The sequence below is a fragment of the Streptosporangium sp. NPDC050855 genome, assembly GCF_044456585.1.
GTDB classification, from domain to species: domain Bacteria; phylum Actinomycetota; class Actinomycetes; order Streptosporangiales; family Streptosporangiaceae; genus Streptosporangium; species Streptosporangium longisporum.
Map to the genome: position 1 here is coordinate 13,513 of NZ_JBITFY010000028.1, position 22,556 is coordinate 36,068.

Here is a 22,556-nt window from a genome sequence, read left to right on the forward strand (position 1 = left end):
GGGGTCTACTCGACCACCAGCTCCACCGGGATGTTGCCGCGGGTGGCGTTGGAGTAGGGGCAGACCTGGTGGGCGGCCTCCACCAGGGCGGTGCCGGCCTCCCCGTGCAACGCGTCGGGGAGCTCGACGCGGAGCGTCACGGCGAGCCCGAAGCCCTCGCCCGACGGGACGAGGCCGACCTCGGCGGTCACCGAGGCCTCGGAGACGTCGGCCTTGTGCCTGCGGCCGACGAGCTGGAGCGCGCTGGCGAAGCAGGCGGCGTAGCCGGCCGCGAACAGCTGCTCGGGGTTGGTGCCCTCGCCGGAGCCGCCCAGCTCCTTGGGCGGGGCGAGGGCCACGTCGAGACGCCCGTCGGACGAGACCGCCCGCCCTTCCCGGCCGTTGGCGGTGGCGATGGCGGTGTAGAGCGTACTCATCGTGATCCCCTTCATCTGTTGCGAACCATTTGATTGTGCGTAACTTAATAGGACACAGTCAAATCCGGTACACTCGGAACCGTGAAACTCTCCGTGGAGGACCTCGTCTGCTTCGACGTCCACGCCGCGTCCCGGGCGCTGGACGCCGTCTACCGCGGGGTGCTGCGCGAGCTGGGCCTGACCTACCCGCAGTACCTGGTGATGATGACCCTGTGGGAGCGCGGGCCGGTGACGGTCAAGGAGCTCGGGCTCGCCCTCAGGCTCGACTCGGGCACCCTGTCACCGCTGCTGAAGCGGCTGGAGGCCGCGGGCCTGGTGCGCCGCGAGCGCAGCGCCGCCGACGAGCGCTCCGTGCTGGTGGGCCTCACCCCCGAGGGCGAGGCCCTGGAGGAGCGGGCCTGCGACGTGCCCGAGCACATCTTCCGGGCCGCGGGCCTGGAGCCCGCCGAGGTCGCCGAGCTGCAGCGCACCCTGCGCCGCGTCGTCGCCTCCCTGGACGCCTCGTCGCGCTGACCCCGGCCCGCTCCCGGCCGGCCGTGCACGCCCCCGTGCGCGACACGACGCGGCAAGGGCGGGCCGGGACCGGCGGGGAACGGACCGGCCGGGTCAGGCGCGCTTGGCGATGGCGGTGATGAGGGGCTGCACCAGCCGGGCGGCCAGCGGGCCGAAGGCGGCCAGGATGAGCACGTACGTGGCGGCCAGCGGGCCGAGGTCGGGGTGGACCCCGGCGGCCACGGCCAGACCGGCGATGACGATGTTGAACTCGCCCCGGGGGATGAGCGCGATCCCGGCCCGCACCCGCCCCGCCTTGGCGATCCCGGCCCGCCGCGCGGCGTACGCGCCGGTGAGCAGCTTCGTGATCATGCTGACCAGGGCGAGCAGCGCGGCCAGCCCGGCGACCGGAAGGATCTTGGTCGGGTCGGTCTGCAGGCCGAAGAAGACGAAGAACACCGCGGCGAACAGGTCGCGTACCGGGGTGAGCAGCGCCTGGGCGTCCTCGGCCAGCTCGCCCGAGAGCGCGATGCCCACCAGGAAGGCGCCGACCGCGGCCGAGACCTGGAGCTGCTGGGCCACCCCGGCGACCAGCAGCGCCAGCCCGATGACCTTCAGCAGCAGCACCTCGGAGTTGGGGCTGGAGACGAACGCCTCGATGGCCCTGCCGTAGCGGAGCGCGACCACCAGCACGACGCTGACCGCGGCCAGGGCGATCGCCACGGTGACCGCGCCGCTCGCGAGGCTCAGCCCGGCCAGCACCGCGGTCAGGACCGGCAGGTAGATCGCCATCGTGAGGTCCTCGAAGACCAGCAGCGACAGCACCACCGGAGTCTCGCGGTTACCGATCCAGCCCAGGTCGGACAGGACCTTGGCGGTGATGCCCGAGGAGGTCGCGTAGGTGACGCCGGCCATGGCGATGGCCGCCACCGGACCCCAGCCCAGCAGCAGCGCGGCGATCGCGCCCGGCGCCGCGTTGAGCACCAGGTCGACCACGCCCGCGCGGGCGTTGCTCCTCAGGCTCGTCACGAGCTCGTCGGCGTTGTACTCCAGGCCCAGGGTGAGCAGCAGCAGGATGACGCCCAGCTCGGCGCCGACCGAGATGAACTCCTCGCTGGTGGCCAGGGGGAGGATGCCGCCGGTGCCGAAGGCCAGACCGGCGATGAGATAGAGGGGGATGGGGGAGATGCCGACCCTCAGGGCCAGGGCACCGAGGATGCCCAGCCCGAGGAGAACGGCGCCGAGCTCAAGAAAGAGGATCGCCGTGTGCACCCGCTGACCTACCCGCCGGAAAGGATGTCGGACACGGCGGAGGTGCTCTCCGGGCTGCCCACCACGACCACCACGTCGGCCTCGGCCAGCTCGAAGTCGGGCGCGGGGCTGGCGAACACCTGTCCCTCGCGCACCACGGCCACGATGGAGGCCCCGGTACGGGTGCGCACGCGCGCGTCACCCATCGGCCGGCCGGCGTACGGCGAGCCCGGCGCGATCGGCAGCTGCAGGCTGACCAGCCCCTCGACCTCGCGGTGCAGGGCGTTGAGGCGCTGCACGATGCGCGGCGCGCCGAGCAGCTCGGCGAGCGCGTCGGCCTCCTCGTCGTTCAGCTTGACGGTCTCGCAGGCCCGGTCGGGGTCGTTGCGGTCGTAGATCACCAGGTCGCGGCGGCCGTTGCGGTGCGAGACGAGTCCTATGCGTCTGCCCGACCGCGTGGTGAACTCGTGCCGCAGTCCTATTCCGGGCAGTGCCGTCTGCTCGACCTCCACCGTTCCAGCCCTTCACGCGTGCGTGCCCCGGCCTCTCCGGAGCACGACCCTGCACAGAACCTACCAACGCCACCCATGAGGTGCGCGGTCAGCACGGACACCCCGCGGGCCCCGGCGTCCCCTGTCGCGGCGCTCCGGGCGGGAGGCGATTACTGTGGCCGTACGTGATCTCGTGACGAGGAGCCGCACGCATGGCCGACGACCGCCCGTACGACATCGTGCTGTTCGGTGCCACCGGCTTCACCGGGGGGCTCACCGCGGACTACCTCGCGCGCGCCGCGGGTCCAGGGCTCCGCTGGGCCCTGGCCGGACGCGACCGGGCCAGGCTCCAGGCGGTCAGGGAGCGGATCGGCCTGCCCGGGCTGCCGCTGCTGCTCGCCGACGTGACCGATCCCGCCTCCATGACGGAGATCGCCCGGCAGGCCAGGGTCGTCGCGACCACCGTGGGCCCCTACCTGACCTACGGCGAGCCGCTCGTGGCCGCCTGCGCCGACGCGGGCACCCACTACGCCGACCTCACCGGCGAGCCCGAGTTCGTCGACCGGATGTTCATCCGGCACCACGAGCGGGCCAGGCGGACCGGGGCCAAGCTCGTGCACGCCTGCGGGTTCGACTCGATCCCGCACGACCTGGGCGCCTACTTCACGGTCGGCCACCTGCCCGAGGGGGTACCGCTGGAGGTGGACGGGTTCGTCCGGGCCTCGGGCGCCGTCTCGGGCGGCACCGTGCACTCCGCCGTCCTGGCGGCCTCCCGGCTCCGCGAGGCGGGCGAGGCCGCGCGGGTCCGGGAGGAGCTCGAACGCGTGCCGGAACCCCGGCTCGTCGCGGGCCCGGCGGCGGACCGCGCGGTGGACCCCGTGCCGCCACCCGCTCCCAGGAGGGCGCGCGGCGGGCCCGGCACGGTCCGCTACGTCGGGGGCTGGGCGCTGCCGCTGCCCACGCTCGACCCGCAGGTCGTCGCCCGCTCGGCCCGCGCGCTGGAGCGTTACGGCCCCGACTTCACCTACCGCCACCACTTCGCGATCAGGAGCCTGCCGGCCGCGCTCGGCCTCGCCGCGGGCATGGGCACGCTGGCCCTGCTCGCCCAGGTCCCCCCGGCCCGTTCCCTGCTGCTGAGCCGCTTCCCGCAGGGCGCCGGGCCCACCCCGGAGCGCCGGGCCCGGAACTGGTTCAAGGTCACCTTCCTCGGCCGCGGCGGCGGGGCGCGCGTCGTCACCGAGGTCGCGGGCGGCGACCCCGGCTACACCGAGACCGCCAGGATGCTCGGCGAGGCCGCGCTCTGCCTGGCGAGCGACGACCTGCCGGACGTCTCGGGCCAGGTGACCACCGCCGTGGCGATGGGCGACGCGCTGATCGGGCGCCTGCGGCGCGCGGGCATCACGTTCAGGGTGCTGAGCGACTCGCGCGGGCAGGCCCCCGGCCGGTGAACGCCCTGCTCACCGGAGGTCACCGGAGGTCACCGGAGGGCACCCGGGGGTCGCCGGGGTTCGCCGGAGGGGAAGACTTGGCACGGGCATGGGCGTGAGGGCACCCCGGCCGAGGTATGAGACGGGGTAGCTCCCGTGCTCACGAGCGGGCACGGGCCGCGTCACGTCCGGCCACGGACGCCAGGGACCGTGATCGGGACCCGGCGGACGGGACCGGAGGGCGGTAATACCCACCGGGACACGCCGGGCCGCCGGGTGGTACGCCGGACAGGCTCCCGGGTGGCAGAGCCCGGGGCGACCGGCCGATCCCGGGACCGGCCCCAGCCTCAGGAGGCTTCACCATGCAGATGCCCGCAGTCAACGAGTGCCAGGTCGACGCGTGCGCGTACAACACCGACCACTCCTGCCACGCGCTGGCCATCACGGTCGGCAACAGCACCCACGCCGAGTGCGAGACCTTCTTCAGGGTCTCCACCAAGGGCGGCGACCCGAGCGCCACCGGTCACGTCGGCGCCTGCAAGATGTCCAACTGCCAGCACAACGTCCAGTTCGAGTGCCAGGCCTCCGGCATCGTCGTGGGGTACGCGCAGAAGGACATCGACTGCCTGACCTACGCTCCCGCCTGATCCGTGCACGCCCGGCGACACGGGCGGACCTGGAACGGCGCCCCGGCGCCGGGTCCCCGGCCGGGCCTCAGGGAGAGCTCGTCCGGGCCCGCCGGTCGACGACCACGTCGGCGACGGCCACGACCAGCGCCACCAGCACGAAGGCCACGGTGACCAGCAGCGAGTGCCGGAACGCCGTGGCCTGGTCACCTCCGGACGAGGCGACCTCGGCGAAGAACACCGAGCCGATCGCCGCGATCCCGAGGGCCGCCCCCATCCGCTGACCGGTCTGCAGCACCCCACCGGCGGCGCCTCCCATGGCGGGCGGCACCTCCGACAGCGTCAGCGTCTGGTTGGGGGAGATCACCAGCCCGCTGCCCAGGCCGGCGGCGAGCAGCGGCAGCGCGGTCGCCCAGGCCACGTGCTCGCCGGGGACCAGCCACACCGCGAGCGCCGTGACGCACAGCGAGACCGCGACCAGCAGCAGACCGGCCACGACCAGCGGGCGGCCCATCCGGGTGACGAGCCTGCCGCCCAGGGCGGCGGCCACCGCCGACCCGGCCGCGAACGGCGTGGTGGCCAGGCCCGCCTCCAGGGGCGAGTAGTGCAGCCCGTTCTGCAGGTACAGGGTCAGGATGAAGAAGATCGCGGTGAACCCGGCGAAGTAGAGCGCGCCGATCAGCGCGCCCAGCGCGTAGGAGCGCCTGCGGAACAGCGACAGGTCGACGACCGGCGTCGAGTGCCGCCCGTAGCGGCGCTCCCAGGCCGCGAACCCCGCCAGCACGACCACCCCGGCCGCGGCCGAGACCCACTTCCCGGCGCCGTGCCACTCCTGCCCCTCGACGAGCGGCAGGAGCACCAGCGTGATCCCGCCCGCCAGCAGCAGCACGCCCACCGGGTCGGTGCTCTCCCGGGCGCGCCCGGTGGGAACGTGAGGCCGGATGTAGCGGTACGCCAGCACCACGGCCAGGATGCCGATGGGCACGTTGACGTAGAACACCAGCCGCCACCCGTCGGTGCCGCCGCCCAGATGGATGAGCGCCCCGCCGAGCAGCGGGCCGATCGCGGTCGACACGCCGATGACGGTGCCCAGCATGCCGAACGCCCGGCCCCGCTCGGCCCCCCGGAAGAGCTGCTGGATCAGGCCGCTGACCTGCGGGTTGATCACCCCGCCCGCCACCCCCTGCACGAGCCTCGCCACGACCAGCCAGCTCGCGTCGCCGGCGATCCCCGCGACCGCGCTGGCCAGGGTGAACAGCACGACGCCGAGGACGAACGCGTTGCGCCGGCCGTACATGTCGCCGAACCGCCCGGCGGGGATCAGCGCCAGCCCGAAGGTGAGCGCGTAGCCCGACACCACCCACTGCAGGGCGCTCTGCGAGGCGTCCAGCCCGGTGCGGATGGCGGGCAGGGCCACGTTGACGATGCTGACGTCCAGCAGGGTCATGAACCCGGCGACCAGGCAGACGGTCAGCGCCTTCCACCGGCGCGGGTCCGCACCCTCCGGATCCCGGGTGGCGGCCGTGCCCGGCGATCCGCCGCTCATCCGCGCACGCGGGGGAGAGCGGCGCGACACGGCCCCGGCGACACGGGCGACGGGCCGAAGACCATCGTGACCACCTCGTTCTCCGCGCCGACGGCCGGGCTCCGTGCTCGGCAGCCCCTACCTACCCCTTGCGGACATCCGAATCACGAGCCCGGCTCCGGGGGCGTGGTGCGGAAGTGCGGTGGGTTCGTGAAGAGGGTCGCGGTGGGGTGGCGAGAAGGGGGCGGTGGGTCCGCGGGGAGGGAACGCGGCAGGCGCACGGGAAAGGTACGGCGGGCGGCATCCTCGCCGCCCGCCGTACCCGGCCCGCCCTGAACGCTCCCTCCCACGAGGCCGGGGCCCTTCCGGCCCGAGCCCCCGGCGCCGAACGCTCCCGGCGCCGGGGAGTCCCGGATCGGGGAGCCCCGGCCCCGGAAGAACTCAGGGCCGGAGATCACCCGATGTCACGGGCAGGCCACCTCGCCGCTGGCGGCCGGTACGTTCACCGCGGTCCAGGCGGCCTTGACCGCGTTGACCTCGACGCAGCTTCCCGGGAAGAGCGACTTGGCCGCGGCCACCGTGGCCCGGCGCGCCTTGGCGTGCGTCCACGGCGCCGTCTTGGTGTTCAGGCCGGACTGGAAGATCTGGCCGGCCTTCTGGATGCCGATGCCGGTCAGGGTCGTCGGGCCCGAGCAGACCGTGCTGGCCGGCTTGCCGACCGGGTTGGTGCCCTCGGAGAGCAGGTAGAACCAGTGGTTCTGCGGGCCGGCCGCCGAGTGCACCGGGGTGGAGGGGATGGAGGAGCTGTAGCAGTTCGGGTGCCCCTTGGCGGAGGGGTTGTACATGTTGCGGATCTCCCCCGAACCGGACAGGTTGACCTCCTCGCCCACCAGGTAGTCCGGCGGGTCGAGGGTGGCGGGCTGGTTGGCGTAGTGCTCGGTCAGCGCGCCGTAGATGTCACCGGTCGACTCGTTCAGGCCGCCGGACTCGTTGCCGCTGCCACCGCCGCCGCTTCCGGAGTTCTGGAAGATGGCGTGGCCGTACTCGTGGGCGACCACGTCCATCGGGGTGGCCTGCCGGGTGTTGGCCGAGTTACGGCCGAAGCTGGTGTAGCTGCCGTTCCAGTAGGCGTTGACGGCGGCCAGGCCGACCCGCGCGGGGTAGGAGCGGCCCGTGCCGGTGACGCCGTTGCGGCCCAGCCAGGTGCGGAGCATGTCCCACTGCTTCTGCGCCGCGTACAGGGCGTCGACGCACGCGGTCTCCAGGTTGGTGCCGGACCCGTTGCCCCAGTTGTCGGTCGACTTGGTGTAGACGGCACCGTTCTGGCCGCCGCAGCGCAGGCCGGGACGGGTGGTGTCGGTCATCGAGTACGAGCCGCTCGACCCCGACGTCTGGATGGTCACCGGGTTGCCGTTGTAGTAGCTGTTGCCGGTGCCGGCGCGGACGTCGTCGTAGGACTCGATGATCGACCCGTCGAGCGCGTCCACGAAGACGTGCAGGACGCTCGGGGCCTCCTGGGTGGCGCCGTTGACGACCACCTCCCAGGCCAGCCTGGGCGTCGTGGTGGTCGCGTGCACGACCAGCTCGGGGGTGCCCACGCTCTCCACGGTCGGCAGCTGCGCGCGGGCGGTGGCCGACGCCGTGGCGGCGTCCACCCTGCTGGTGACGTCGATCGTGATCCTGCTCTGCAGGCCCGAGTTCACCGAGCCGACCTGCTCGCCGAACCGGTCGGTGGCCACGACCACCTCACCGCCGTGGACCCGCAGGCCGCGGTAGCTGCGCGAGTAGGTCAGGTACTGCAGACCCTTGACGCCCGAGACGTTGGCGGCCAGGTCGAACTTCTCGTTCTCTCCCTTGAGCGTGAGGTCGGCCCTGGCGGCCAGGGTCGCGTTGGCGGTCGCGACGGCCTGGGCGCGCGCCTCGGCGCTCGGCGGCGCGTACACCGGCGGCTCCGCGGAGGCGGCGCGTGCGGGGTCGTTCACCGGCGCGGTGGCGGCGTTCACCGCGGAGGGGGTGGTCAGGGCGGCGACGGCCAGTACGGCCACGGCGCCGACCTTGAGCTTCGAGTTCACGCGGGGTGACTCCTCTCGATGTCCCTTGGGGGGTAGGAGGGATGCAAGGAGCCCTGCAGGTGGGGGCTACACGCAAAGCTGACATCGAAGAAGCCGGTCGAACACCTCACAAAGTTCCATAACGTCGTGCTATGGGCGGTGTGACAGGACCGCCGCAGCGGCGTACTCCCAGCACACGACGGTGGTCGGCCCGCCGCTGTGCCCGCCCGGTGCGGATCGGGGATCACGCGAACGGAGGCGGAGGGCTCCGGAGCGTCACGGTCCGGAGCGGGAGACCGGGGTTCGTCCCCGCGCCCGCGCGGGCCGGACAGGCCCCCGTACGGGTCAGAAAAGACAGTGGTCGCAGGTTTCCGGACCTGTCGATCCGCTTTCGTTGGCGCCCGGCCGGTCCGGCGGGACCGTGGGTACATGACACAGACAGAACCGACTCGCGGACCGGTCACGGCGGCACAGGACGGTGGCCCGGCCGGCACGGCGGCGGGTCCCCGCATCCGGTGGGGCCGGTTCGCCTGGCACTACGTCGAGATGATCATCGCGATGTTCGTCGGGATGTTCGTCCTGGGCATGCTCCTGCGTGCCGTCGGCCTGGGGTTCTCCCAGGAACGGCAGCCCGAGCTCGCCTACCTGCTGATGGCGTTCGACATGTCGGTCGGCATGGTCGTCTGGATGCGCTACCGGGGGCATGGCTGGGTCCCCACCCTGGAGATGTGCGCGGCCATGTTCGTCCCGGTCGTGCCGCTGTTCCCCCTGCTGTGGGCGGGCGTCATCGACTCCGAGGGCCTGATGATGATCGCTCACATGGCGATGTTCCCGCTGATGCTGGTCGCCATGCTGTGGCGCCGCGACGAGTACGCCGGTTGCGGGAGCTGACGCCCCGGCTCGGCGGCCCCGGCCGGATCCGGCGATCCGGCGGGGGCGTCGAGGCCCGGCGCCGACGGGGGCCGGCGCCGGGACGTCGGCCGCCGGGTGAGGTTGGGTCTTCTCAGGGTCCACGCGCCGGGTTATCAAGGGCTGCGGGGCCCGCAGGCCCCCGCCCTCGCGTCAGGCCGCCGGACGATCCCGCCCCGGATGCCTGTGACCATCCACCCCGGAGTGGACGAAGGACGACATGCGACACGTGCGGCAAGCGATCATGCGAATCCTCTGTGTCATGGCCGTGTTCGCGGTCCCGCTCGGGGCCGGTTCCGCCTCGGCCGCCGCGCACGGCCGGGTGGCCGGACCTCCCGGCCCGTGGGGGGTCGCATTCGTCGTCAACGGCCCCACCACCACGACCGTCCAGCGCCAGCGAGGCACGTGGCCGGTCGAGTACCAGGTCCAGAGCTCCTTCGGGGAGCCGGGCGAGGTGCTGGTGAGGTTCCCGCGGATCGGCCTCGCCTCCGGAGGAGCCGCGCACGTCACGGCGGTGTCGGGAGCCCCCGCCTGGTGCCAGGTTCGTGAGTGGCGGCAGTCCGGCGCCGACGAGATCGTGGCGGTGCGATGCCACCGTTATGGCGGGGAGCGGGTCCTCATCCCCTTCTACGTCGTCTTCGGGCACAGCGCCCAGATCCTGCCCGCACGCCAGGCGTACGGCTACGTGCACTGGGACGGCTCCGCGGTGGCCGGGCAGTTCAACTCCTCGGCGGCGACCGCCGTGAACTCCGTGGTGAGGTCGGCGACGACCCCGGGAGTATGGCAGGCCGTCCTGCCCGGCCTCGGCACGACGGGCCTGGCCGGCAACATCCAGGTGACCGCGGTGAACCCGTCCGTGCCGGCCCGCTGCAAGGTGGGCGGATGGACATCGACGGCCGCCGAGCAGAGGATCGTGGTGCGGTGCCACGACGCGAACGACACGCCGCTCGACACCGGATGGAGCCTGACCTACCACCGCGCGCACGCCGTCCTAGCGACGTACCCGCAGTACGACTCGGCCTACACCTTCGACAACGCGCCCGCCACCGCGGGCTCCTACGTGCCGGTCCCGTCGGCCGTCAACCACAACTCCCACGGCATGGGTGTCGGGATCCAGCGCCCGGCGGTCGGCAGGAAGCAGGTGACCGTCTCCGGGATCGTCAACATGTACGTGGACAACGTGCAGGTCACCGCCACCGGGCCCGGGCCCGCGTTCTGCAACCTGTCCCATCCCTCGCAGCTCTACGCCATGTACGTGAGCATCCGGTACGTCTCCTGCTACACCGGCACCACCCCGTCCGACCAGCCCTCGATGATCACTTACCTCGCCCCGCCCGCCTGACCGGCGAGGCCGGGAGCGCGCGGGGCGATCCCGGCCTGCCGTCCGGAAGGTGCGGTCAGAGCGTCCTGTAGTAGACGGCGACGGGGAGCATGGTGCACCCGAGCTTCTCGTAGAGGGCTCTGGCGGGTGCGTGGAAGGGGTCGCCGCCGGTGCCGATCTCGACCACCTCGGCCCCGAGGGCCCGCATCCGGTCGAAGGCGTGCTCGCACAGCGCGGTACCCACGCGGTGACGGCGGTGCTCGGCCTGGACGGCGAGGTGCGAGACGGTCCCGTTCCTGCGAGCCACATCGACGCTCCAGGCCACGTAACCGGCGACCGCGTCGCCGATCTCGGCGACCGCGACGTGCCTGTGCCGCTCCGGGGCGTGGAGTTCGGCGACCTCCTCGCGGTAGTCGGCGCGCCAGTCGCCGTGCTGGTTGGCGAAGACGACCTCGCCCACCAGGGGGCGGAAGGATTCCTCGTAGAACGGCCGGAACGTCTCGATGGTCAGTTCGGTGAGCCGCGCCAGGTCATGCTGGACGAACGGACGGATGAGCATGGAAGTGCGCCTTTCAGGCTGAGGGCGTGACACCTGGATGGAAAAAGGCATCGGTCGGCCCGCTCACGGCCCGGTGCGGACGGTGAGCCGGCCCTCAGCGGCGGGTACGCCAGGCGGCGAAGCACTCCATGCGCGCCACGATAGCCCGCCAGCGGGCGACACGTCGACCGGCCTCCGCCGAGGCGTCGTGGACGGTGGACCCCGCTTGTTCATGGAACTCCGGAATGAGATGCCCGGCGTGGCCGGTCCCGTGGCTCGAACGGGCATCGTGCCCGAAAGCGGTGCAGGTGGAATCCATGCGGACGTAAAGGCAAACGCATTGCCTTGATGGTGGCAACCGCATTGACTCCCCTGAGTGAAACGAATGACCTGCTCGCTCGAACGGCGCGCCTGGCCAGGCGGTACGGCTTCGAGTTCTCCTGGAAGGCCCGACGTGCACGGCGGTGGTCGTGACAAGTGGTACGTCCGGGGGACGCGGTGATCGTGCCGCGCGACGTTGAGATCAACGAGTTGACGGCCAGGGGCATCCTCGGGGAGCGGGAGGCCCTGCTCGCCGCCGAATCGGATGGTCGGCTCGCGGCCACCTGGCGTATCACGGTCGTTCCCGTGCTCGGGGACGACCTCGCGGCGGAGGTCGCACGGACCAGGGAGGTCCGGCGGGAGGCCGACAGGCTGCGCGAGGACGCGGTCAGCCGCTCGCGCCGGACCGCACGGCACCTGCACGAACAGGGACTCCCGCATCGCGACATCGGCCTGCTCCTCGGAGTCTCCCACCAGGCGGTCGGCAAGCTCCTGGCCGGATAGCTCCGTCTTTCACGGAAGCGGATCACTTCGCCTCCGGCGCTCCGCGCTCCCGGGCGGGGATCTCTTCCGCGAGGCCATCGAATATCGTTGGTGAAACCAAGGGATCTGTATATAGTTGGTGATACCAATGTTGGAATGACCTACGAAATGGAGTCCTCATGTCCACGGACACCCTGACCGCCGACCGTGTCGAGATCGCCGGCCTGTTCACCCGTCTCGCGCACCTGCTCGACGAGGCGCGGTGGGAGGACGCGGGCACCGTCTACACCGACGACGTGGTGGTGCGCTCGCCGCGCGGGGGCGAGCTCCACGGCATCGACGAGATCGTCGGCTATCTGCGGGGGAGCGAGGTCGAGGGGGAGCGCACCCAGCACCTGACGACCGACCTGCTGGTGGACGTCGACGGCGACCGGGCGGCCGCCTCGGCGAACTCGCTGGTGTACTTCTACCGCGACGGCCGGGCGCCCCACCTGACGAGCGGCCTGCGCCTGGCCTGCACCGCGGCACGGACGCCGGCGGGCTGGCGGTTCCGCGAGTCGCGGATCACGCTCGCCTGGACGCGCGAGGGCTGACGTCCCCGGAAGGCCCGTGACCCCCGGGGTGCCGGACGGGCACCGCCCGGCCGGAGCGCGCGGAGGACGCCGTGGAGCGGTAGCGCGAGGGCGGGACGCCGTAGCGGTCGACGAACGCCTGGCGCAGGGTCTCGGTCGTGCCGAACCCGCAGCGGCTCGCCACGGCGCTCATCGGCAGCGAGGTGGAGGCCAGCAGGTGCGCGGCGCCCTCGGTGCGGGCCCGCCGTACGAACCGGGCAGGGGTCTGCCCGAGGTGTCTCAGGAACAGCCGGGTCAGGTGCCGCTCGCTCACGCCCGCCCCGGCCGCCAGCGTGGAGGAGGCCAGGTCGGCGTCCAGGTTCCCCGTCACGTGGTCGACGATCTGCCTGACCAGGACGTTGTCCGACGGCGGGGTGGCGGTGTACATGCTCATCTGCGCCTGGTTGCCGGGCCGCTGCAGGTAGGTCACCAGGTGCTGCGCCACCTTGCGGGCCGTCTCGGCGCCGTGGTCGTCCTCGACGAAGGCCAGCGTGAGGTCCAGGGCGCTGGTGACACCGGCCGCCGTGTAGGTGTCCCCGTCGCGGACGAAGATCGGACCCGGGTCGACGGTGACCCCCGGGTGGCGCGCGGCGAGGTCGTCCGCCCACTGCCAGTGGGTGGTCGCCCGGCGGCCGTCGAGCAGCCCGGCGCCGGCCAGGATCTCGGCCCCGGTGCACACCGACGCGACGCGACGGCTCTCGCGCGCCAGGCGGCGGACGTGGCCCACGATCAGCCGGTTGCCGGCCGCGGCCCGGTGGCCTATCCCTCCCGACACGATGAGCGTGTCGAGCGGCCCGGTCACCCGTTCGAGCGCCCCCTGCGCCTGCAGCGTCAGGCCGGTGCCGCAGACGATGGGATGCCCGCCCGGGGTCACCACGAGGACGTGGTACGGGGGAGCGGCCCCCTGGGTGTTGGCCATCACCAGGGTCGTGGTCACGCAGGCGATGTCGAGCAACTCCGCGGCGTCGTACCCGACGACGATGACGCGACGCTCACTCATGGCACGACCCTATGCCAGGAGGGGACAAAGGGCCCTGAGGGCTGGAGGCGATCGGGTCGGGTGACGGCCACCGATACGGGGATTTGCTCCCCGGTTCGGGGTGTGAGAAGTCGGTCACCCGGCGCATCCGGCCACCCGGCCGTTGAGCCTCCCCGCCCCGCCGGGTCCCGTGGTCCTAGGTCCTGGTGAGCCAGGTGACCTGGGCGCCGTTGTCGAAGGACTCGCGCCGGGTGGGGGTGAACATGGTGGGGTCGAACCCTCCGGAGAACATCGGGATGCCCGCGCCCGCCACCACGGGGTAGCTCTTGAGGATGATCTCGTCGATCTCCGGGAGCAGGGAACCGGCGAGCCTGCCGCCGCCGCAGAGGTAGATGTCCATGCCGGTGTCCTCCGCCTTCAGCCGGCGGACGAGCTCGACCGGGTCACCGGTCTCCACCTCGACCGCCGGGTCGTCGATCGTCAGCGTGCCGGAGACGACGTACTGGCGCAGGTGGGAGTAGGGGCTGGTGGTGGGGACGGCCAGGGCGGGCTCGTAGGTGCCGCGGCCCATGACCAGCGTGTCGAAGACCTTGTTCGGTACGTCGTCGATGCCGACGTGCCTGCGGACGTGGGTGGGGAGCGTCTCGGGATAGCGGGTGTTGATCCAGGCGGCCATCTCCTCCGACAGCGGGTAGAAGTCGAACTCACCGCCGGGACCCGCGATGTAGCCGTCGAGCGAGACAGCGATGTAGTAGACGAGCTTTCGCACGGGCATCACCTTAAATGTAGTACTCTGGATGAAGTGGTCTGAACGTAGTACTACATCTGGAGTGATGTCAAGTGCGGAGAAATCCCGAGCGGCGGCTGGCGCTCATCGACGCGGCCATCGAGGTGCTGGCCAGGGAGGGCGCGCGGGGGCTGACCTTCCGGGCCGTCGACACGGAGGCGGCCGTGCCCCCGGGGACGGCCTCCAACTACTTCGCCAACCGCGACGACCTGTTCACCCAGGTCGGCGGGCGTATCTACGAGCGGTTGCTGCCCGACGAGGCCACCTTCGCCCGGAGCCGGGAGGGCGTTCAGGACGAGGCCCGTTACACCGAGCTCATGCACGAGCTGCTGGCCCGGATCGCCGCCTTCGACACCGGCTACCTGGCCCTGCTGGAGCTCCGGCTGGAGTCCACCCGGCGCCCCGAGCTGCGCGCCGTGCTGACGAAGCGGATCCGCGAGGACATCGACGCCAACGTCGGCTACCACGCCGAGTCGGGCCTGCCCGGCGACTCGACCTCGGTGGTGCTCCTCTACCTCGCTCTGAACTGGCTCATCCTGGAACGGCTGACGCTGCCCGACATCTTCACCGAGGAAGAGGTCCGCGAGCTGGTGGACGCCGCCGTGCAGCGCGTGATGAACCCGCGCGGGGCCGGGCGCGACTGAGGACGCGGTGCCTACGCCCCCCGGACGCGGATCGAGGGCAGGTGGGTGATGGGGAAGTTCACCGAGCGGGCGATGAAGCACAGCGCGTGGATCTCGCCGTGCAGGGCGCGGGCCTTCTCCGTCATCGACGGGTCGGCGACCGTCACCTCGGGACGCAGCACGACCTCGGTGATCCGGCCGCCCCCGCCGCTCTCGTCCATCGTCATGACCCCGTGGGCACGGTCCTCGTACTCGACGACCGTGACCCCGCCGGCGGCGCACAGGTGCAGGTACCAGAGCATGTGGCACTGGGCCACGGAGGCCACGAGCAGTTCCTCGGGGCTCCAGCGCGCGGGGTCGCCGCGGAAGGCCGGGTCGGAGGAGGCGGCGATCGGAGCCTTGCGATCCGCCAGGATCTCGTGGTCGCGGCTGTAGGACCGGTAGTCCTCGGTGCCCGGCCCCAGGTTTCCCGTCCACTCGACCGTGACGTCATAGGTGTGCGTCGTCGTCATGGATCGAGGGTAGAGGACGGGCCTCGGACGCCCGGGTCACCCCCTCGCGGGCGCCACCGGCGGGCGTACCGTCCGTTGCGACGCACGGCGTCGCCGCGCGGGGATCCCCTGGCGGGAGGTGGTGGAACGCTGACAGGATCCTCGCCATGACCGCGAATCCGAAGATCGAGATCATCGTCCACGACCCGGCGGACGGGGTGTACGCCAGCACCGACGACTACGTCCACGCGGTGGAGGTCCGCAACGTGCAACGGCTGCTGTTCGTCTCCGGGACGATGGGACTGGATCCCTCGGGTGCCGCCGGAGCCACGCTCGACGAACAGCTCGCCCTCGTCTGGGCCAACCTGCGCGCGATCCTGGCCTCGGCCGGCATGACCGTGGACAACGTCGTCAGGCTCACCAGCCACCTGCGCGACGCCTCCTACGCCGAGGCGAACGCGGCGGCCCGGGTGAGGGCGCTGGGCGGCCGTACCGTTCCCACCACCGCGATCGTCGCGCAGACGCTGGCCGGCGACTGGCTGGTGGAGATCGAGGTGACGGCCGCCGGGTGACCCGTCGCGGCCGGTGCCACTGCCGCTGCGGGGCCCCTTCGGCTCCTGGCCGCCGAGCCCGTGACGGTGTGTCCTCCTCCTCAGGTCCGGCCGCGGGTGTCCCTCCCCGGCGACGACGGGACGCCGTGCCGCGGCCGTACCGGAAGGGTCACCTGGTGGACGGCCCCCGTCCTGTTGCTTCACCTATCGATTGTCGATATGTTTTCATCGATAGTCGATTGAAGGAGGGGCGATGGGAAAGTTGGCAGTGCTCGCGTTGCGCGCCGTGCTCGTGGCGTTGCTCGCGGGTTCGGTGTTCGTTCAGGCGGTGATGGTGCCGCTGCTGGCCAGTGACATGGAGGGGTTCAACGCGGAGTTCGCCTACCTGCGCACCCCGCTTCTCGTGATCATCGTGCTGGGCGTCGTGACGGTCCAGGTCGTCCTGGTCTGCGTGTGGAGGCTGGTCACGATGGTGCGCCGCGGAACGGTGTTCTCCCACGCCGCCTTCCGGTACGTGCACATCGTGATCGGCGCGATCGTGGCGGCGGCCCTGCTGGTGTTCGCGCTCGCGGTCCTGCTGGCACCGGGCGAACCGGTCGCCCCGGGCGTGGTCCTGCTGATATGCGGGGGATCCCTGGCGGTCCTGGGGGTCGCCCTCGTCGTGCTCGTGCTGCGGATGCTGCTCGCCCAGGCCGTCGCGCGCGACGTCGAGGCGGCGCAGATGCGGGCCGAGCTGGAAGAGGTCATCTGATGCCGATCGCCGTCGACATCGACGTGATGCTGGCCAAGCGCAAGATGTCCGTGGGCGAGCTCGCCGACCGCGTCGGGATCACACCCGCCAACCTGGCGGTGCTCAAGAACGGCCGTGCCAAGGCGGTGCGCTTCACCACGCTCGCCGCGCTCTGCGAGGTGCTCGAATGCCAGCCGGGGGACCTGCTGCGCTGGGAGGCCGGGGAGAACGGGCACGCCGGGGAGGCCGTGGACGGGTGACGCGGGCCCGTGCCGGTCTCCGGCGGCGCCCGCGTCCCGAGCCCGCGTCCGGCGCGGTGGACCGGGCTAGGAGGGGCGCCGGCCCGTCAGGGTCACCAGCCGGGCGACCGCCTCGGCCACCGGGGTCCCGCCGGTGGTGAGCTCGACGATGGCGTGGTTCAGGGCCGGCTCGTGCAGGGCCGCGTCGATGAACGCCGCGACGTCGTCACGGGGCACGTCGCCGTACTCGATCGCCGGGCCCGCGCTGACGCGCCCGGTGCCGGGCGCGTCCAGGAGCGTGCCCGGCCGGACGATGAGCCAGTCGAGGCCGGTGCCGGTGAGGTGGACGTCGGCGGTCTTCTTGACCCGCATGTAGTGCTCGAAGCCCTCCACGGGCTCGCGGCCGCGCCCCGCGTCCGGGAACACCGACACGAGCACGAAGCGCGACACCCCGGCGCGGGCGGCCGCGTCGGCGGCCTTCTCCAGCCCCTTGCCGTCGATCGCGGTGGTCCGGTCCATGCCGGTGCCGTGGGCCCCGGCCGAGAACACCACGGCGTCGTGCCCCCGGAGCCTGCGCGCCAGCTCGTCCACGGAGTCCTCGACGAGGTCCCCGGCCAGGGGCACCGCACCGGTCGCGCGTACGGTCTCCTCCTGGGCGGGGTCGCGGATCATGCCGGTGACCTCGTCGCCGCGGGCGGTGAGCAGCGGGGCGAGCCGGCGTCCCACGCCTCCGGCGGCGCCGATCTGGAATACCCTCATGGTCCCTGCCCTCCCCGCACCGCACGGCGCGCTCGGACACAGCCTCGCACGAGAGGGCCCTCATCACCCGGTGGCGGCGCCGTCACGACCGGGATCGGGTACGCGACCGATCCGGTGGGAGCCCGCGAAGCCGGCTCAGCGGGTGACGTGCTCCCAGTGCGGGTCGCGGTAGAGCACGACCGTGGTGCCGCGGAGCAGCTCGTTCGGCGCGGAGACCAGCACGAGCTCGCCCGCCGCCTCCAGGCCGCGCAGCACGTCGCGGACCCGCGGCCCGACCGGCAGGCGCCCCGGCGGGAGGCCGAGGGTGTCGCGGACCAGGTCGGCGACCTGGGAGAGCCGGAACGGCCCGGTGAAGGGGGCGATCAGATCGCGGACGAGCTCGTCGGTGATCACTGTCTGGGCCTCGAGGTGGGCGAGCTGCCAGGTCAGCTGGACCCCGCGGCGGCCCGTCCCCGCGCAGGCCGTGCACGGCTGGGAGAAGCCGGGCACGATGTCCTCGACGGTGCCGCCCAGGCAGGTGGTGCACCGGCCGGTCTCCGAGGCGTGCAGCTCGGCGGCGGCCCGGTCGGCCAGCCGGACGCCGCACAGGCACCGGTAGATCCGGAACCCGCCGCGCACCACGACGAGGTCGTCGGCGTCGTCGGGGACCTCTTCCCACAGGGCGGTGATCGTGTGCTGTCTCATCGTCGTGCGACTCTACCCATTCCCGGTCACTTCAGCGCGCCGGGCACCGAAGTCCCGCACCCGGGGTCCGCCCGGCTCAGCCCGGGTCGAAGGGGACCAGCCGCATCGGGGTGCTCCACAGCCACTCCTCGGTGATGTAGGTGGAGGTGAGCAGCGACATCAGGCCCAGGGCGCGTTCGGTCGAGGTGGAGGGGTGGGCCCCGCAGTCGCCGAAGCGGCACATCCACAGCTCGAAGATGCTGTCGTCGGAGAGCTGCTCGTGCACCGAGGGCCGCCCGGTGTGGAAGCCGTCCCGCCAGATGTCGACCGACGGGCTGGCGAACGGGAACGACCCGGCCAGCACCCCGCCGCCCGAGGTGACCGCCCGGCCGACCGCGTCGTGCACCGGCAGGATGCCGTCGGTCTGGAAGAGCACCACCCCGCCGCCCGGAGGGCTGGCCACCCGCAGGGTCTCCACCGGGGCCTCCTGCTCGGCGCGCCACAGCTCGGCGATGTCCATCGGCGGGTACAGCTCCGGCGCGGCCCCCAGGCGGCGGACCACCTCGTCCTCGCTCACCTCGCCGACGAAGGCGACGCAGAGACCCTCGTTGTAGTCCTCGTACGAGAACATCATCGCGTCGACGGTGTCCTGCAGCTCGCGCAGGCGGGGGCTGACGCCCGGGGCGCCGGGCAGGCCGGAGAACAGGCCGGCCATCTCGGTGAAGAGCGCCTGGACGCCGGGGGAGCGGCCCGCGATGCACGGCCGCCAGGGGTCGGCCCCCGCGGCGAGCAGGACGCGCGCGGCGTCGTCACAGCCGTGGCGCACGGCCTCCCAGAGCGGGGTGACACCGTCGGCGTCGACCGGGTCCACCCCCGCCCCCGAGGCCAGCAGCAGCTCGATCACCTGGGCGGCGCCCTCCTTGGCGGCCTGGTGCATGGGCGTCGTGCCCAGCCACGGCAGCCTGCGGCCCGGGTCGAAGCCGTCCGCCAGGTGCCTGCGGATCTGCGCCAGGTTGGTGTCGCGCCACGCGTCGGCGTCCTCGGCCCACTCCTCGTCGCCCATGTTCACCTCGTCTCGTCGTGCTGAGCGGATTCAACCAGCCCGGTACGACGGTTTTCGGCCAGTCTCCTCCGGGAGAGGCGGTCGGCGGTACGGGTGGTCTCGGGAAGGCGGTACCGGGGTGTCAGGTCCAGTACGTTCTGGCAGGCGGTGTCCAGGTCGACGCGGTGGCCCACCGAGACGAAGACGGGCTTGACCCCGTCCCGGGTGCGGAGCACGCGACCGACGACGTCGCCGTCCAGCGTCAGGTCGGTCCAGGAGCCGCGCTCGGCCGCGGGCACGGCGTGGACGCCGACGAAGGCGGTCTTGCCCACCCCGATGGTGGGCAGCCCGGTGAGCACGCCCAGGTGGCAGGCCAGCCCGAAGCGGCGCGGGTGCGCCAGGCCGTACCCGTCGCAGACGACCAGGTCCGGGGGCGCCGACAGCCTTCCGAGGGCCTCCAGCAGGGAGGGGACCTCGCGGAAGGCGAGCAGCCCGGGGACGTAGCCGAAGCTCGCCCGCCCGTCGACGGCGATCTCCTCGACGACCTCCAGCGTCGTGCCGTCCAGCACGGTGACCGCCGCCGCGAGCCTGTCCCCGTCGTAGGCGACGTCCACTCCCGCCACCCGGGCCGGCCTCCGCGGGCCGGGACCGGTCAGGTCGAGCAGTTGCCGGAGTTCCGCCTGAACGGCCTCGGCTTCCATCACGGTAAGCGGCATTTGTCCCCTCATGACTGCATGATCGCTACTTTTAGCTTATGACGTCTTATTTTGGAACCGTCCAGCGGATTCTCCGGTGGCCGGTCAAGTCGTTGCGGGGTGAGGAACTCCGCCGGGGCCACTTCGACGGGCGGGGGCTGATCGGCGACCGGGCCTACGCGCTCGTCGACGAGCGCGAGAGCCACGCGGGCAAGGTGCTGACCGTACGGCACCGGCCGGAGATGCTGCACTGGCGCGCCGGATACGCGGGCGAGCCCGCGTCCCTGAGCGGCGACGACGGGCGGGCGCCGGCGCTGACCGCGCCGGACGGGACCGTCTGGGAGTGGGACGCCCCCGGCCTGAGGGGCGCGCTGACGGAGTCGCTGAACACGCCGCTGAGCCTGCGCGCCGCCGACGGGCAGCACGACCGGTCGATGACCGTGCTGGTCACCTTCGACAGGTCCCTGGCCGCGCTGGGCGAGGAGCTCGGCACGCCGGTGGAGGTGGAGCGGTTCCGGCCCAACCTGCACCTGGACGTTGACGCCCCCGCCTTCGACGAGGAGGACTGGGAGCCCGGCACCGTGATCACCGTCGGAGGGGCCGAGCTCTCGATCGCCGGCGAGCGCACGGGCCCGTGCGTCAGGTGCGTCGTGCCGAGCTGGGACCCGCTGGGCCGCGAGCGCCGGCCCGAGCTGCAGAAGTGGCTGATCGCCGAGCACCGCAACAGGTTCGGCGTGATCATGCGGGTCACCCGCCCCGGCGCCGTCGGCCCCGGGGACGACGTCACCGTCGTCCCGGGTCCGGTCCCGGGAGAACGGCCCGCCGGACCGTCCTGACACCGGGCCTGCCGCGGGGCCGGGGCTAAGGTTTCCGGAGAAGGCCCGCGGGGTTCGGGTGCGTGATTCGGGATTCAGGATTCGGGAGAGGTGCGGCATGTCGGTGCTCGTGGCGTTCAGCGTGACTCCGATCGGGACGGGGGAGGACGTCGGCGAGCTCGTCTCCGAGGCGGTGCGCGTCGTGCGCGCCTCCGGACTGCCGAACAGGACCGACGCCATGTTCACCACGATCGAGGGCGCGGACTGGGACGAGGTGATGACCGTCGTCAGGGACGCCGTCGCGGCCGTGGAGGCGCGGGCCGGCCGGGTCAGCCTCGTGCTCAAGGCCGACATCCGCGAGGGATCGCCCGGCCGCCTGGAGGCCAAGGTGGCCACCGTCGAACGCCACCTGGCCGGATAGCGGCCCCTGCTCCGGCCTCGCCGGGGCGTCGCGGGAACACCTCGCCGGACGGGATCGTTCTGCAGGGACGGACGACTCCAGGAGTGTGGCGACATGGCGGGCAGCAGATCGATCGGGCGGCTCCTCGCGGGCGGGGCGGCACTGGCCGCGGCCGGGTGGGTGCTGAAGGACATCCCGGCCGAGCTCGGCGGCAGGGCCGAGGGCGAGCGCCTGGAGCGGATGCGCCGCTCGCCGCAGTTCCACGACGGCGTCTTCCGCAACTCCACGCCCGGCGGCTTCGTGCCCTCGGCGCAGAGCGCGCGCCAGATCTTCTGGCACATGTTCGCCAACCGTGTCGAGCGCCGCCCGGCCGCGCCGGTCCCGGTGGTGACCACCCCGTCCGGCGGGCCGTCCCCGACGGGACTGAGCGTCATCTGGTACGGCCACGCCACCTCGCTGCTGGAGATCGAGGGCCGCAGGGTGCTCCTCGACCCGGTGTGGAGCAGGCGCGCCTCGCCCACCCAGCTGGCCGGCCCGCGCCGCCTGCACCCGGTGCCGGTGCCCCTGGCCGGTCTTCCGCCGCTCGACGCGATCGTGATCTCGCACGACCACTACGACCACCTCGACCGCGCCACGGTCCGCCGCCTCACCGCGCTGCAGACCGCGCCGTTCCTGGTGCCGCTGGGGATCGGCGCCCACCTGGAGCGCTGGGGCGTGCCCGCCTCGCGGATCGTCGAGCTCGACTGGGAGGAGGAGGCGACCGTCGCGGGCCTGCGGTTCGTCGCCACCGCCGCCCGGCACTTCTCCGGCCGCACCTTCGACCGCAACGTCACGCTGTGGGGCTCGTGGGTGATCGCGGGAAGCGGCAAGCGGGTCTTCTACGCGGGCGACTCCGGATACTTCGACGGTTACGCCGCCATCGGCGCGGCCCACGGCCCCTTCGACCTCACGCTCATGCCGATCGGCGCCTACAACGACGCCTGGCCCGACATCCACATGGACCCCGAGGAGGCGGTCGACGCCCACCTCGACCTGGGCGGCAGGCTGCTCCTGCCGGTCCACTGGGCGACCTTCGCCCTGGCCACCCACCCCTGGGCCGAGCCGGTCGACCGGCTGTGGCACGAGGCCAAGGCCCGCGGCGTGCGCATCGCCGTCCCCCGTCCCGGCGAGCGCGTCGACACCGTGGACGTGCCCATGCTGGAGAGCTGGTGGGAGCTGCTGCACGGCGGCGGGACCGCGGCGTCCTCCCTTCCCCGGGAACCCGTACAGGCCGGGGAGCCGAACGACGAGTCGCCCTTCCCGAGGCTCTGACCCGCGACG

General features: G+C 72.5%; 27 protein-coding genes. 14 read left to right on the forward strand and 13 right to left on the reverse strand.

Annotation, left to right across the window (positions count from 1 at the left end; all coding sequences use genetic code 11):
- Positions 1-5 precede the first annotated feature (5 nt).
- A complete protein-coding gene (locus ACIBCT_RS36645) occupies positions 6-416 on the reverse strand; it encodes an organic hydroperoxide resistance protein (RefSeq protein ID WP_399196595.1) in 411 nt (136 codons plus the stop codon).
- An 81-nt stretch (positions 417-497) separates the two neighbouring features.
- Here ACIBCT_RS36645 and ACIBCT_RS36650 point away from each other — a divergent pair, with 81 nt between their 5' ends.
- Positions 498-929, forward strand: a complete 432-nt coding sequence (locus ACIBCT_RS36650) for a MarR family winged helix-turn-helix transcriptional regulator (protein ID WP_399196596.1) — start codon at positions 498-500, stop codon at positions 927-929.
- Positions 930-1,022: 93 nt separating this feature from the next.
- Here the strand turns inward: ACIBCT_RS36650 and ACIBCT_RS36655 are convergent, their stop codons facing one another.
- Positions 1,023-2,180, reverse strand: a complete 1,158-nt coding sequence (locus tag ACIBCT_RS36655; protein ID WP_399196597.1) for a cation:proton antiporter — start codon at positions 2,178-2,180, stop codon at positions 1,023-1,025.
- A gap of 8 nt (positions 2,181-2,188) precedes the next feature.
- Positions 2,189-2,671 carry a cation:proton antiporter regulatory subunit gene (locus ACIBCT_RS36660; protein ID WP_399196598.1) on the reverse strand — a complete coding sequence of 161 codons (483 nt, stop codon included), beginning with the start codon at positions 2,669-2,671 and terminating at the stop codon, positions 2,189-2,191.
- Between the two features lie 191 nt (positions 2,672-2,862).
- Here ACIBCT_RS36660 and ACIBCT_RS36665 point away from each other — a divergent pair, with 191 nt between their 5' ends.
- Complete coding sequence (locus ACIBCT_RS36665) at positions 2,863-4,098, forward strand: saccharopine dehydrogenase family protein (RefSeq protein ID WP_399196599.1); 1,236 nt, start codon at positions 2,863-2,865, stop codon at positions 4,096-4,098.
- Positions 4,099-4,439: 341 nt separating this feature from the next.
- The gene (locus ACIBCT_RS36670) at positions 4,440-4,724 is read left to right on the forward strand and encodes a DUF1540 domain-containing protein (protein ID WP_344906431.1); all 285 of its coding nucleotides are present in this window, start codon (positions 4,440-4,442) and stop codon (positions 4,722-4,724) included.
- A 67-nt stretch (positions 4,725-4,791) separates the two neighbouring features.
- Here the strand turns inward: ACIBCT_RS36670 and ACIBCT_RS36675 are convergent, their stop codons facing one another.
- Both ACIBCT_RS36675 and ACIBCT_RS36680 read right to left on the reverse strand, forming a co-directional pair.
- Positions 4,792-6,249: an MFS transporter gene (locus ACIBCT_RS36675; RefSeq protein ID WP_399196600.1), complete on the reverse strand. Its 1,458-nt coding sequence runs from the start codon at positions 6,247-6,249 to the stop codon at positions 4,792-4,794.
- Positions 6,250-6,692: 443 nt separating this feature from the next.
- A complete protein-coding gene (locus tag ACIBCT_RS36680) occupies positions 6,693-8,300 on the reverse strand; it encodes a M4 family metallopeptidase (RefSeq protein ID WP_399196601.1) in 1,608 nt (535 codons plus the stop codon).
- Positions 8,301-8,708: 408 nt separating this feature from the next.
- Here ACIBCT_RS36680 and ACIBCT_RS36685 point away from each other — a divergent pair, with 408 nt between their 5' ends.
- On the forward strand, positions 8,709-9,170 hold the full coding sequence (locus ACIBCT_RS36685) for a hypothetical protein (RefSeq protein ID WP_399196602.1): 462 nt from the start codon (positions 8,709-8,711) through the stop codon (positions 9,168-9,170).
- A 280-nt stretch (positions 9,171-9,450) separates the two neighbouring features.
- Positions 9,451-10,530, forward strand: coding sequence for a hypothetical protein (locus ACIBCT_RS36690; protein WP_399196603.1), 1,080 nt, complete (start codon positions 9,451-9,453; stop codon positions 10,528-10,530).
- 55 nt (positions 10,531-10,585) lie between these two features.
- Here the strand turns inward: ACIBCT_RS36690 and ACIBCT_RS36695 are convergent, their stop codons facing one another.
- A complete protein-coding gene (locus tag ACIBCT_RS36695; RefSeq protein ID WP_399196604.1) occupies positions 10,586-11,068 on the reverse strand; it encodes a GNAT family N-acetyltransferase in 483 nt (160 codons plus the stop codon).
- Positions 11,069-11,551: 483 nt separating this feature from the next.
- Here ACIBCT_RS36695 and ACIBCT_RS36700 point away from each other — a divergent pair, with 483 nt between their 5' ends.
- Positions 11,552-11,872 carry a hypothetical protein gene (locus ACIBCT_RS36700; RefSeq protein ID WP_399196605.1) on the forward strand — a complete coding sequence of 107 codons (321 nt, stop codon included), beginning with the start codon at positions 11,552-11,554 and terminating at the stop codon, positions 11,870-11,872.
- A 158-nt stretch (positions 11,873-12,030) separates the two neighbouring features.
- Positions 12,031-12,444 carry a nuclear transport factor 2 family protein gene (locus ACIBCT_RS36705; protein ID WP_399196606.1) on the forward strand — a complete coding sequence of 138 codons (414 nt, stop codon included), beginning with the start codon at positions 12,031-12,033 and terminating at the stop codon, positions 12,442-12,444.
- Here ACIBCT_RS36705 and ACIBCT_RS36710 read toward each other — a convergent pair.
- Positions 12,416-13,462, reverse strand: a complete 1,047-nt coding sequence (locus ACIBCT_RS36710; RefSeq protein WP_399196607.1) for a GlxA family transcriptional regulator — start codon at positions 13,460-13,462, stop codon at positions 12,416-12,418. The two genes, ACIBCT_RS36705 and ACIBCT_RS36710, sit on opposite strands and share 29 nt — an antisense overlap.
- 175 nt (positions 13,463-13,637) lie before the next feature.
- Positions 13,638-14,210: a dihydrofolate reductase family protein gene (locus ACIBCT_RS36715; RefSeq protein ID WP_399196654.1), complete on the reverse strand. Its 573-nt coding sequence runs from the start codon at positions 14,208-14,210 to the stop codon at positions 13,638-13,640.
- A gap of 71 nt (positions 14,211-14,281) precedes the next feature.
- Here ACIBCT_RS36715 and ACIBCT_RS36720 point away from each other — a divergent pair, with 71 nt between their 5' ends.
- Positions 14,282-14,872 carry a TetR/AcrR family transcriptional regulator gene (locus ACIBCT_RS36720; protein WP_399196608.1) on the forward strand — a complete coding sequence of 197 codons (591 nt, stop codon included), beginning with the start codon at positions 14,282-14,284 and terminating at the stop codon, positions 14,870-14,872.
- 11 nt (positions 14,873-14,883) lie between these two features.
- Here ACIBCT_RS36720 and ACIBCT_RS36725 read toward each other — a convergent pair whose 3' ends face one another.
- Positions 14,884-15,363: an OsmC family protein gene (locus ACIBCT_RS36725; RefSeq protein ID WP_399196610.1), complete on the reverse strand. Its 480-nt coding sequence runs from the start codon at positions 15,361-15,363 to the stop codon at positions 14,884-14,886.
- Between the two features lie 146 nt (positions 15,364-15,509).
- On the opposite strand from ACIBCT_RS36725, the gene ACIBCT_RS36730 reads away from it, so the two are divergent.
- From ACIBCT_RS36730 to ACIBCT_RS36740, 3 genes are all read left to right on the forward strand, one after another.
- Positions 15,510-15,914, forward strand: a complete 405-nt coding sequence (locus tag ACIBCT_RS36730) for a RidA family protein (protein ID WP_399196611.1) — start codon at positions 15,510-15,512, stop codon at positions 15,912-15,914.
- 232 nt (positions 15,915-16,146) lie between these two features.
- On the forward strand, positions 16,147-16,644 hold the full coding sequence (locus ACIBCT_RS36735) for a DUF2975 domain-containing protein (protein WP_399196612.1): 498 nt from the start codon (positions 16,147-16,149) through the stop codon (positions 16,642-16,644).
- On the forward strand, positions 16,644-16,883 hold the full coding sequence (locus tag ACIBCT_RS36740; RefSeq protein ID WP_399196613.1) for a helix-turn-helix domain-containing protein: 240 nt from the start codon (positions 16,644-16,646) through the stop codon (positions 16,881-16,883). Before ACIBCT_RS36735 ends, ACIBCT_RS36740 begins: the two co-directional genes overlap by 1 nt.
- A gap of 66 nt (positions 16,884-16,949) precedes the next feature.
- Here ACIBCT_RS36740 and ACIBCT_RS36745 read toward each other — a convergent pair whose 3' ends face one another.
- The 4 genes from ACIBCT_RS36745 to ACIBCT_RS36760 form a co-directional block, all read right to left on the reverse strand.
- Complete coding sequence (locus tag ACIBCT_RS36745; protein ID WP_399196614.1) at positions 16,950-17,621, reverse strand: NAD(P)H-binding protein; 672 nt, start codon at positions 17,619-17,621, stop codon at positions 16,950-16,952.
- Positions 17,622-17,756: 135 nt separating this feature from the next.
- Complete coding sequence (locus ACIBCT_RS36750) at positions 17,757-18,305, reverse strand: hypothetical protein (protein ID WP_399196615.1); 549 nt, start codon at positions 18,303-18,305, stop codon at positions 17,757-17,759.
- A 76-nt stretch (positions 18,306-18,381) separates the two neighbouring features.
- Positions 18,382-19,347 (reverse strand): ankyrin repeat domain-containing protein, encoded by a 966-nt coding sequence (locus ACIBCT_RS36755; RefSeq protein ID WP_399196616.1) that lies wholly within the window; start codon positions 19,345-19,347, stop codon positions 18,382-18,384.
- Between the two features lie 2 nt (positions 19,348-19,349).
- Positions 19,350-20,042 (reverse strand): endonuclease V, encoded by a 693-nt coding sequence (locus ACIBCT_RS36760; RefSeq protein WP_399196617.1) that lies wholly within the window; start codon positions 20,040-20,042, stop codon positions 19,350-19,352.
- Between the two features lie 38 nt (positions 20,043-20,080).
- Between ACIBCT_RS36760 and ACIBCT_RS36765 the strand changes: the two genes are divergently transcribed.
- The 3 genes from ACIBCT_RS36765 to ACIBCT_RS36775 all read left to right on the forward strand — a co-directional run bounded on the left by ACIBCT_RS36765 (position 20,081) and on the right by ACIBCT_RS36775 (position 22,547).
- Positions 20,081-20,857, forward strand: coding sequence for an MOSC domain-containing protein (locus ACIBCT_RS36765; RefSeq protein WP_399196618.1), 777 nt, complete (start codon positions 20,081-20,083; stop codon positions 20,855-20,857).
- A 103-nt stretch (positions 20,858-20,960) separates the two neighbouring features.
- Positions 20,961-21,257: a thiamine-binding protein gene (locus ACIBCT_RS36770; protein WP_344906591.1), complete on the forward strand. Its 297-nt coding sequence runs from the start codon at positions 20,961-20,963 to the stop codon at positions 21,255-21,257.
- Positions 21,258-21,350: 93 nt separating this feature from the next.
- Positions 21,351-22,547 (forward strand): MBL fold metallo-hydrolase, encoded by a 1,197-nt coding sequence (locus tag ACIBCT_RS36775; protein WP_399196619.1) that lies wholly within the window; start codon positions 21,351-21,353, stop codon positions 22,545-22,547.
- Positions 22,548-22,556 lie beyond the last annotated feature (9 nt).

What these genes read in the sequence shown, in the direction of transcription:
- ACIBCT_RS36645 (WP_399196595.1), bottom strand. Translation starts at nt 416, where the DNA reads ATGAGTACGCTCTACACCGCCATCGCCACCGCCAACGGCCGGGAAGGG.
- ACIBCT_RS36665 (WP_399196599.1), top strand. Translation starts at nt 2,863, where the DNA reads ATGGCCGACGACCGCCCGTACGACATCGTGCTGTTCGGTGCCACCGGC.
- ACIBCT_RS36670 (WP_344906431.1), top strand. Translation starts at nt 4,440, where the DNA reads ATGCAGATGCCCGCAGTCAACGAGTGCCAGGTCGACGCGTGCGCGTAC.
- ACIBCT_RS36675 (WP_399196600.1), bottom strand. Translation starts at nt 6,249, where the DNA reads ATGAGCGGCGGATCGCCGGGCACGGCCGCCACCCGGGATCCGGAGGGT.
- ACIBCT_RS36685 (WP_399196602.1), top strand. Translation starts at nt 8,709, where the DNA reads ATGACACAGACAGAACCGACTCGCGGACCGGTCACGGCGGCACAGGAC.
- ACIBCT_RS36690 (WP_399196603.1), top strand. Translation starts at nt 9,451, where the DNA reads ATGGCCGTGTTCGCGGTCCCGCTCGGGGCCGGTTCCGCCTCGGCCGCC.
- ACIBCT_RS36695 (WP_399196604.1), bottom strand. Translation starts at nt 11,068, where the DNA reads ATGCTCATCCGTCCGTTCGTCCAGCATGACCTGGCGCGGCTCACCGAA.
- ACIBCT_RS36705 (WP_399196606.1), top strand. Translation starts at nt 12,031, where the DNA reads ATGTCCACGGACACCCTGACCGCCGACCGTGTCGAGATCGCCGGCCTG.
- ACIBCT_RS36710 (WP_399196607.1), bottom strand. Translation starts at nt 13,462, where the DNA reads ATGAGTGAGCGTCGCGTCATCGTCGTCGGGTACGACGCCGCGGAGTTG.
- ACIBCT_RS36725 (WP_399196610.1), bottom strand. Translation starts at nt 15,363, where the DNA reads ATGACGACGACGCACACCTATGACGTCACGGTCGAGTGGACGGGAAAC.
- ACIBCT_RS36730 (WP_399196611.1), top strand. Translation starts at nt 15,510, where the DNA reads ATGACCGCGAATCCGAAGATCGAGATCATCGTCCACGACCCGGCGGAC.
- ACIBCT_RS36735 (WP_399196612.1), top strand. Translation starts at nt 16,147, where the DNA reads ATGGGAAAGTTGGCAGTGCTCGCGTTGCGCGCCGTGCTCGTGGCGTTG.
- ACIBCT_RS36740 (WP_399196613.1), top strand. Translation starts at nt 16,644, where the DNA reads ATGCCGATCGCCGTCGACATCGACGTGATGCTGGCCAAGCGCAAGATG.
- ACIBCT_RS36745 (WP_399196614.1), bottom strand. Translation starts at nt 17,621, where the DNA reads ATGAGGGTATTCCAGATCGGCGCCGCCGGAGGCGTGGGACGCCGGCTC.
- ACIBCT_RS36750 (WP_399196615.1), bottom strand. Translation starts at nt 18,305, where the DNA reads ATGAGACAGCACACGATCACCGCCCTGTGGGAAGAGGTCCCCGACGAC.
- ACIBCT_RS36755 (WP_399196616.1), bottom strand. Translation starts at nt 19,347, where the DNA reads ATGGGCGACGAGGAGTGGGCCGAGGACGCCGACGCGTGGCGCGACACC.
- ACIBCT_RS36760 (WP_399196617.1), bottom strand. Translation starts at nt 20,042, where the DNA reads ATGCCGCTTACCGTGATGGAAGCCGAGGCCGTTCAGGCGGAACTCCGG.
- ACIBCT_RS36765 (WP_399196618.1), top strand. Translation starts at nt 20,081, where the DNA reads ATGACGTCTTATTTTGGAACCGTCCAGCGGATTCTCCGGTGGCCGGTC.
- ACIBCT_RS36775 (WP_399196619.1), top strand. Translation starts at nt 21,351, where the DNA reads ATGGCGGGCAGCAGATCGATCGGGCGGCTCCTCGCGGGCGGGGCGGCA.